Source organism: Laceyella putida, from assembly GCF_042665195.1.
GTDB classification, from domain to species: domain Bacteria; phylum Bacillota; class Bacilli; order Thermoactinomycetales; family Thermoactinomycetaceae; genus Laceyella; species Laceyella putida.
This window is the reverse complement of record NZ_JBHTBW010000064.1, coordinates 1-7,820: the sequence shown is the minus strand read 5'-3', so window position 1 is coordinate 7,820 and position 7,820 is coordinate 1. Positions and strand designations below refer to the sequence as shown.

5 protein-coding genes, 1 rRNA gene and 1 other annotated feature are annotated in these 7,820 nt (G+C 47.1%); all 6 genes read left to right on the top strand.

Annotation, left to right across the window (positions count from 1 at the left end):
- The first annotated feature begins 138 nt into the window (after positions 1-138).
- Positions 139-253, top strand: a 5S ribosomal RNA gene (gene rrf / locus ACFQNG_RS17840).
- Positions 254-876: 623 nt separating this feature from the next.
- Positions 877-1,131, top strand: a binding site (T-box leader).
- 232 nt (positions 1,132-1,363) lie between these two features.
- Positions 1,364-3,070, top strand: coding sequence for an acetolactate synthase large subunit (gene ilvB, locus ACFQNG_RS17835; RefSeq protein WP_379867146.1), 1,707 nt, complete (start codon positions 1,364-1,366; stop codon positions 3,068-3,070).
- The gene (gene ilvN, locus ACFQNG_RS17830) at positions 3,067-3,312 is read left to right on the top strand and encodes an acetolactate synthase small subunit (protein ID WP_379867144.1); all 246 of its coding nucleotides are present in this window, start codon (positions 3,067-3,069) and stop codon (positions 3,310-3,312) included. The genes ilvB and ilvN overlap by 4 nt, the downstream gene beginning before the upstream one ends.
- Before the next feature lie 42 nt (positions 3,313-3,354).
- Positions 3,355-4,341 (top strand): ketol-acid reductoisomerase, encoded by a 987-nt coding sequence (locus ACFQNG_RS17825; RefSeq protein WP_379867143.1) that lies wholly within the window; start codon positions 3,355-3,357, stop codon positions 4,339-4,341.
- Between the two features lie 36 nt (positions 4,342-4,377).
- Positions 4,378-5,637, top strand: coding sequence for a threonine ammonia-lyase IlvA (ilvA, locus tag ACFQNG_RS17820; RefSeq protein WP_379867142.1), 1,260 nt, complete (start codon positions 4,378-4,380; stop codon positions 5,635-5,637).
- A gap of 30 nt (positions 5,638-5,667) precedes the next feature.
- A complete protein-coding gene (ilvD, locus tag ACFQNG_RS17815) occupies positions 5,668-7,341 on the top strand; it encodes a dihydroxy-acid dehydratase (protein ID WP_379867147.1) in 1,674 nt (557 codons plus the stop codon).
- The last annotated feature ends 479 nt before the right edge of the window (positions 7,342-7,820 follow it).

Genomic DNA, 7,820 nt, shown 5'->3' with positions numbered 1-7,820 from the left:
TTTAGCTGACGGATACGAATCGGTCGAGGGCTTATCCTACACATAGATCTCTCCCATTTGCAACATGCTTTATTCCAATCTAATTTTCAAGGTGTGAACCACCTTGAACCGCATAGTGCTTCAACTCAGAAGCCAACGTCTGGTGATGATGGCGGAGGGGATCCACCCGTTCCCATACCGAACACGGAAGTTAAGCCCTCCAGCGCCGATGGTACTTGGGCCTAAGCCCTGGGAGAGTAGGTCGTTGCCAGGCCCCAACAAACCCCCACTTCATCTTGAAGTGGGGGTTTGTTGTGTTCGCTTATCTACAAAAAAATACCGCAGAAGAATCGCAATAAACAATATACATTTTTTTTCTCTTTTGCTATACTACGAATATAAGTTTAAAGATCATACCTCGTAACACAGTCCATTGTCACAGATTTTTCTCATACCTTAATGACCTTTATGAATCAAATGCTTTCGAGTATGTTATGATAAGAAAAAAGGGAGCAAGGATCATTCAATGGTCATAATCAAGATGTTGGTTAATATGATAATCGATATGACAAGCGTACATATGCGCAAGAGGATGATATGCGCCTGAACGGTATGATCTTGTAAAAGCGATTGGTATTATAAAGTTATTGTTTTTATTTATTGAATCAGAAAATTAATTGTTGACAAAATCGAAAGAGGTTACTATAATCATTTTTAATAACATGATATATGAAAATCTTTAAAGTTTTTTGTGTGTAATGCCAATTATGACGATCACTATACTTCACCTGATAGCAAGATAGCGCTTTCATTGGCTATCAAGTTGTTGAAGGGAAGAGGAAGTTGCATACCGATTATAGAATGAATTTTTAGAAAATACCAACATAACTTCATTATGCTACTACGTTGAAGAGGAAAAGTAGAAGTAGGCTCTGATGTACAGAGAACCATCTCATGGCTGAGAAGATGGCCGTCATCCAACTTCGAACGTCGCCTCTGAGTTTTGCTTTTAAAAGGGGAAGTATTCCCTGAGTAAAGAGCAACGGTTTTGTCCTCGTTACTGGACTAAAGTCCTTAGAGGGACTTAGTGAGTCTGTTTTTCGCGAGAAAAACGGAGAAGCTGAGTGGTACCGCGAGATTCTCGCCTCAGCAATCAGAATAAACGTTCGTGCGCAAGAGCGTTTGTTTGATGGCTGGAGCGAGTTTTTTATTTTGAAACCATTGAAAAAGGAGAGCTGCTTAAGATGAGAAAAGGAATCGACGACATTGACCAGAAAAGCCGAAAAAGCCATGCACTTTTCTCATACTTTTCGCTTTTCTTAAAAGGCACAAGTTGTTTTGGCTTTAGTGCAAACCATTTGTGAGGAAAGGTTGTGAAGGTAAAATGAACACCCAGGTTAGTCAGAAGATTGAAAAAATATCTGGTGCTCAGATGGTGGTTCAATGTTTGAAACGCCTTGGTGTTGACACCATCTTTGGTTATCCGGGTGGAGCCATCTTGCCTGTCTACGATGCGTTATACAACAGTGGCATACATCATGTGTTGACACGCCATGAACAAGCGGCAATCCATGCGGCTGAAGGATATGCGCGTGCAACGGGAAAAGTGGGAACGGTGATGGCTACTTCTGGACCTGGTGCAACCAATCTTGTGACCGGCATCGCGGATGCTTTCATGGATTCCGTCCCCGTTGTCATCATTACCGGTCAAGTGGCAACTTCCATGTTGGGAACGGATGGTTTCCAAGAGGCCGATGTGTTGGGGATTACGTTGCCTGTAACCAAATATAGCTATCAGCCACATGATCCGTCAGAAATCCCAAAAATTATCCATGAGGCGTATCATTTGGCGAGTACGGGTCGGCCCGGTCCAGTTTTGATCGATATCCCCAAAGATGTATTGAACAGCATAGCTGAGTTCCACATTCCAGAAACGATTGAATTCGCCGGCTATCAAGTGATTGAAGAGCCCGACCAACAGCAAATTGCCACGATTGCCCAAGCGATTGATAAGGCTAAGCGCCCACTGCTATATATTGGCGGAGGCATTATACATGCGGAAGCGGCCCAGGAATTGAGATTGTTTGCCAAAAAAGCCAATATCCCTGTTGTTTCCACCTTGATGGGACTGGGTGCGTTTGAACCGGATGATCCATTGTATTTGGGGATGCTAGGCATGCACGGTACTTATGCCGCCAATATGGCCGTGTATGAATGTGATTTATTGATCGCATGTGGTGTCCGGTTTGATGATCGGGTTACCGGAAAGTTGGAACGTTTCTCGCCGAACTCGAAAAAAGTGCATATCGATATCGATCCTGCTGAGATCGGCAAAAACGTGGTCATTGACTATCCACTCGTATGTGACGTGAAAAAGGCATTGGCTCAGCTCTTGCTGCATTCTCCAAAGCCTGACACCGGCGCCTGGATCAGCAAGGTTACGCAAAGAGCGAAAGAATATCCCCTGAAGTACGAACAACATCCGGATGGTGGATTAAAGCCCCAGTTTGTGATTGACTACTTGAGCAAGCTGACGGATGGCAAGGCGATTGTCACGACGGAGGTTGGACAGCATCAGATGTGGGCGGCGCATTTTTATCAAGTCCGCCAACCTCGCAGCTTTATTACTTCAGGTGGATTGGGAACCATGGGATTCGGTTTTCCGGCGGCCATGGGAGCGCAACTGGCCAAACCGGATGCGACAGTCGTTTGCATCGCAGGGGACGCTTCTTTCCAAATGAACATTCAGGAATTGCAGACCATTGCGGAGTTCAATATTCCTGTTAAAGTCTTTGTCATCAACAATCATTTTTTGGGTATGGTAAGACAGTGGCAGGAAATCTTTTACGATAATCGCTACTCCGAATCCAAAATCGGATCGCCGGACTTTGTGAAAGTGGCGGAAGCATTCAATGTGAAAGGCTTGCGCGCGGCAACAAAAGCCGAAGCGGAGATGGCGATTAGAGAAGCATTAGCCCATCCGGGCCCGGTCGTTGTTGATTTCAATGTTGAAGAAGAGGAAAATGTGTTTCCGATGGTACCTCCGGGCAAAGGCAATGATGAAATGATCCTGGGAGGATGGGAAGAATGAAACAGACGATCAAATTATTGGTCAACAAAAAGCCAAGTGCCTTTTTAAGAGTCATGGGTGCGTATTTGCGCCGGGGGATTGACATTGAACATCTGTTGGTTGAAAAGGATGGCGAAGCCAATTTCTCCACGATGACGATCACGATGGATTGTGATGACTCCAAGCTGGAACAGATGATCAAACAATTAAGCAGGCAAATTGATGTGATTAATGTACAGAGAATTTCTGGCGAAAGCCATTAATCTAATAATTCACACAAATAAAACAAAAGGAGAGGTTTCAACATGCAAATGTATTATGACAACAATGCGGATTTAAACGTGCTGCGTGGAAAAACGGTAGCGGTCATCGGTTACGGTTCTCAAGGCCACGCCCAAGCGCAAAACTTGCGTGACTCGGGTGTGAAAGTGGTTATCGGCTTAAGACAAGGAAAGTCTTGGAAACAAGCGGAAGCGGATGGCTTTGAAGTATTGACCGTAAGAGAAGCGAGCGCGCGTGCGGATGTGATCCAAATCTTGTTGCCTGATGAGTTCCAAGCTAAGGTATACCGTGAAGAAATTCTTCCTGAATTAACCGCCGGCAAAATGTTGCTGTTCTCGCATGGTTTTAATGTCCATTTCGGTCAAATCGTCGCGCCTGAAGATGTGGATGTTGCTATGGTCGCACCTAAGAGCCCGGGTCACCTGGTTCGTCGCGTATTTGAGCAGGGCGGTGGGGTGCCGGGACTGTTGGCGGTTCATCAAGATGCGACAGGCAAAGCCAAAGAAGTGGCACTTGCTTACGCCAAAGGATTGGGTTGTACCAAAGCGGGCGTGTTTGAAACAACCTTCCGTGAAGAAACGGAGACGGACCTGTTCGGTGAACAAGCCGTACTGTGCGGTGGCGTGTCCGCCTTAGTCAAAGCCGGTTTCGAAACGTTGGTTGAAGCGGGATACCGGCCGGAGATCGCTTACTTTGAGTGTTTGCATGAGCTAAAACTGATTGTGGATCTGATGTATGAGGGCGGCTTGTCCCGGATGCGTTATTCCATCTCTGACACCGCAGAATTCGGTGACTACATGACCGGCGATCGGATCGTGACCGAAGAGACGAAAAAAGAAATGCGCCAAGTGCTGCTTGAAATCCAACGAGGTGAGTTTGCGAAGAAATGGATTCTTGAGAACCAAGCGGGTCGTCCGTCTTACAATGCGATCAAGCAAAAAGAGGCCAACCATCCGATTGAAGAAGTGGGCGCGAAATTGCGTGAGATGATGAGCTGGATGCAAAAATAATCGATTTCTCTTTTAGGATGTGGGGGCAAGGCGAGAATGATCAATACAAAAGTGATGCTAGGACAGGATGAAGTGACGAGAGCCTGGCGCATGTTGAAGGATGTCGTCAGAAAAACACCGCTTGAACATAATTTGCTTTTATCCGATCGGTATCAGTGTCAACTTTTTTTGAAAAGAGAAGACCTACAGGTTGTCCGTTCTTTCAAAATTAGGGGAGCTTATCACTTTCTAAGCCGTCGTTCCAAAGAAGAGTTGAGCAGAGGGATTGTGTGTGCGAGCGCGGGTAACCATGCGCAAGGCGTTGCGTATTCTTGCCGCATGTTGCAAGTGCAAGGGAAAATCTTTATGCCTACCACGACACCCAACCAAAAGGTGAGTCAAGTTGAGCGTTTTGGCGGTCCTTTTGTGGAGATCATCCTGACAGGGGATACCTTTGACGCTTCGTTTGCGGAAGCCATGCGTTATTGTGAGAGGGAACAAATGCTGTTTGTGCATCCCTTCGATGATCTGGATGTGATCGCGGGTCAAGGAACGGTGGGCATGGAAATCATCGAACAATTGATTGAGCCCATTGACTATGTATTTTTGAGCATTGGCGGAGGTGGGCTGGCAGCTGGCGTAGGGGCATATTTGAAAGAGGTCTGTCCTATGACCAAAATTATCGGTGTCGAACCATCCGGAGCGCCGGCGATGTATGAGTCGTTAGCCAAAAATGAAAATATTACGTTGCATGAAATGGACAAATTCGTTGACGGCGCGGCAGTGCAACAAGTGGGAAATTTGACGTTGGAGATATGTAAGCAAGTGCTGGATGATGTGGCGCTTGTGCCTGAGGGGAAAGTTTGTTCCACCATCCTCCAACTGTACAACGAGAATGCCTTAGTCGTGGAGCCGGCGGGTGCGCTGCCGCTGGCCGCCCTCGACTTCTATCAAGATGAGATCAAGGGCAAAAACGTGGTTTGCGTCGTCAGCGGCGGGAACAACGATATTGATCGCATGTCGGAGATCAAAGAAAGATCCCTGATCTATGAAGGGCTAAAGCACTACTTTATCATCAATTTCCCGCAACGGGCCGGCGCCTTGCGTGAATTTATCAACGGGGTGTTGACCGAGCAAGCGGATATCACCCGTTTTGAATACATCAAGAAGAATAACCGCGATAACGGCCCAGCCCTTGTAGGGATTGAGCTCAAGAACCGGGATGAATACCCCCTCTTGATTGAGCGCATGGAGCAAAATAAAGTGGAATATATTGAGATCAACAAAGATCCGAATCTATTTCATTTGTTGATTTAGAGGAAAAGGAGGGAGCAAACTGTGAGAAAAATGAGAAGTGACACGATAAAACGCGGTTTTGACCGCGCGCCCCATCGCAGCTTATTGCGGGCGACAGGGCAGATCCGGGATGAGTCCGATTGGGACAAACCCTTCATCGCCATCGCCAACTCTTATATCGACATCATTCCGGGGCACGTGCATTTGCAAGAATTCGGTCGACTGGTGAAAGAAGCGGTACGTGAAGCGGGTGGCATCCCATTTGAATTCAATACCATTGGGGTGGACGACGGGATTGCCATGGGGCATATCGGGATGCGTTATTCCTTGCCTAGCCGGGAGATCATTGCCGATTCCATTGAAACGGTGGTATCAGCCCATGCTTTTGACGGTCTGATCTGCATTCCCAACTGCGATAAAATCACCCCTGGCATGATCATGGCCTCTTTACGCGTCAATATACCAACGATCATCGTATCAGGCGGTCCGATGAAGGCGGGGAAAACGAGTGATGGACGCTCCATTTCATTGTCATCAGTATTTGAAGGGGTTGGGGCTTACCAAGTCGGTAAGATTAACGAGGCTAGTCTGGAAGAACTGGAGAGATTCGGTTGTCCAACTTGCGGTTCCTGTTCGGGGATGTTTACAGCCAATTCGATGAACTGTTTGTTGGAAGCTGTCGGGTTGGCTCTGCCAGGCAACGGAACCATATTGGCGGTGAGTGAAGAAAGAAAAGAGCTGGTCAAACAAGCAGCCAGACAAATCTTGAAACTGATCGACATGGATCTGAAACCCCGTGATATCGTCACTGAAAAGGCGATTGACAATGCGTTTGCCCTCGATATGGCAATGGGTGGTTCCTCCAACACGGTGTTACATACGCTAGCCATTGCCAATGAAGCGGGATTGGACTATTCGTTGGAACGGATCAACCAATTGGCGGAAAAGGTACCCCATCTGAGTAAAGTCAGCCCTGCATCCGATTATCACATTGAAGACGTGCACCGGGCTGGTGGCATCTCCGCCATTCTGAATGAGCTCAGCAAAAAAGAGGGGGCTCTTCATCTTGATACGATCACGGTAACGGGCAAAACGTTGGGCGAAAATATCGCAGGAGCTGATATTTTGGATCGGGATGTCATTCGTCCATTGGCGAATGCGCACTCCCAAAAAGGAGGGTTGTCCATCCTGTTTGGCAATCTGGCACCTGATGGTGCGGTGATCAAAGCAGGGGCGGTACAAAATGGCATTACACGCCATGAGGGGCCGGCGATTGTCTTTGATTCCCAGGATGAAGCTCTGCAGGGCATTGCCAGCGGCAAAGTGAAAGCGGGGCATGTTGTCGTGATTCGTTATGAAGGCCCCAAAGGCGGCCCGGGCATGCCGGAGATGCTGGCGCCAACATCGCAGATTGTGGGGATGGGATTGGGGGCAAAAGTGGCATTGGTCACTGATGGCCGTTTTTCAGGTGCGACAAGGGGCATTTGCGTCGGTCATGTATCGCCGGAAGCGGCTGAAGGTGGACCGATTGCCTTTATCGAAGATGGGGATATTGTCGTCATCGATATTGTCGCAAACAAATTGGAAGTGAAATTGTCACCAGAAGAGTTTGAGCAGAGAAGAGCCAAGTGGGCAGGTTTTGAGCCAAAAGTAAAAACCGGATACCTTGCCCGTTATTCCAAACTGGTCACATCCGCCAGCACCGGCGGAATCATGAAAATTTGATGGCCACCAAGGCCCGGTTGCATGACTGGGCCTTGGTTGTTTTTATATCTTTGTGAGCGAGAAAACCCCTAGCAAGGCAAAAGAACTCCAGACAGAAATTGTTGAAATGGACTGCTGGGCTGGCGGTCTAAGCTTGGTCCATTTTTCTTCGATAGAAGGGATTACCCAAGAATTCCCTGCGTTACGCATGGGGAGTGGTCAAGGGAAGCTTCATTGTATGTGGCTGGGACCCTATTTATCATCATGCAAGATGAAGTGTGTTGTGCATAAGGGATCGTTGAGTTTGAAACGATATAAGATGATAAGAAAAGATGAGTTAATACTCGCAATAAAAGAATAATAATCATTTTTATTGACTTGGATTCACCTTTTTAGTAGGATAATTTTTGTCGCTGCGAACGAGCGGTGACTTGAAAAATGAAGTGTTCCTTGAAAACTAAAGAGTGAACGTGACCTGTCAATTCGATGTGACACTTCGG